We start from the raw sequence: 1,019 nt of genomic DNA, 5'->3' as shown, positions 1-1,019 counted from the left end.
TCCTGATTACCATCGAGACTCAGCCAGCTTCAACAGGCGTTGTGGCATTGGAGCCGTTCGACAGCCGATCCTGACCAGTTCCATTATCATCGACTCCAGATTGAATCGGTGATTGAACTTAAAGCAGAACTCCGCTAAATACCGCGGCAGATGCTTCTGATTGATTGCGTGATACGTTCCATGCATGGCGTTTTTCACGTTGCCTATCATCGTGTTGACCCACTTGAAATACGGCAGTTTTACGCTGGCAGGACCACCGCCTGTCACGATAGCTAAATGAGCATTCTTGGCTTCTTCAACGCCACGGAAGCAGGCCAAACCATCGGATACCACCAAGGAAGATGGCCGCAGGTGTTTAATAGCCCATTGCGTGAGTTCTTTTTTCTTGAATCCCTCAACGGCACTGAATCGCATATGGATCGGGTGCCCTTCATGATTGAGTGAAACGGCAGCAACAAAAGGGCGCTTGCCAGCTGCGCCACGGCCAACCTTTCCAGTGCGGACACCGCCCCAATAGGCATCATCAAGCTGGATGATACCGGAGAGAGGAGCCTCATCATCCCGCTCTTTCATGGCCTGCATGAGCTTGTGCTTAAGCCGCCAGGTGGCGTTGTAGGAAATGCCAAGCTCACGGGATAGCTCGAGAGCGGAAACACCATTTTTCTCTTGAGTCATCAGATAGATGGCCAGAAACCAGATGGAAAGAGGCAATTTGGAATAGGCAAAGAGAGTTCCGGCTGTTAGCGAGGTTTGTTGGTGGCATTGATTACATTGGTAGACGGGTCGCGATTTGAGTTTGCAAGCATGGGTGTGTCCGCAATTTGGGCACTGGAATCCTTGTGGCCAGCGAATGTCAAAAAGTCGCTGCTGACACTGCGCTTCATCGCTATAACGCTGAATAAAGGTATGAATGCTCATGCTTTTTTGAAATTGAACCTTGTTTCTGGCCATGATTTAACCCTCCAGAACAGAACCCTTTAAGTGTAGTCCTGAAGAGCTGAATCATGGTGGTAATCAGG

At 49.8% G+C, this 1,019-nt stretch carries 1 protein-coding gene; it reads right to left on the bottom strand.

What is annotated here, in order from left to right:
* Nucleotides 1-6: 6 nt before the first annotated feature.
* The gene (locus V6E55_RS25505; RefSeq protein WP_316936919.1) at nt 7-951 is read right to left on the bottom strand and encodes an IS1595 family transposase; all 945 of its coding nucleotides are present in this window, start codon (nt 949-951) and stop codon (nt 7-9) included.
* Between the last annotated feature and the right edge of the window lie 68 nt (nt 952-1,019).

Origin of the sequence: Enterobacter sp. 342 (genome assembly GCF_036663495.1) — a bacterium.
GTDB lineage: Bacteria > Pseudomonadota > Gammaproteobacteria > Enterobacterales > Enterobacteriaceae > Enterobacter.
Note: the sequence above shows the minus strand (reverse complement) of the source record. Positions and strands in the feature narration are given on the sequence as shown.

Excerpts from the sequence above, each read along its gene's own strand:
- V6E55_RS25505 (WP_316936919.1), bottom strand. The coding sequence starts at position 951 with ATGGCCAGAAACAAGGTTCAATTTCAAAAAAGCATGAGCATTCATACC.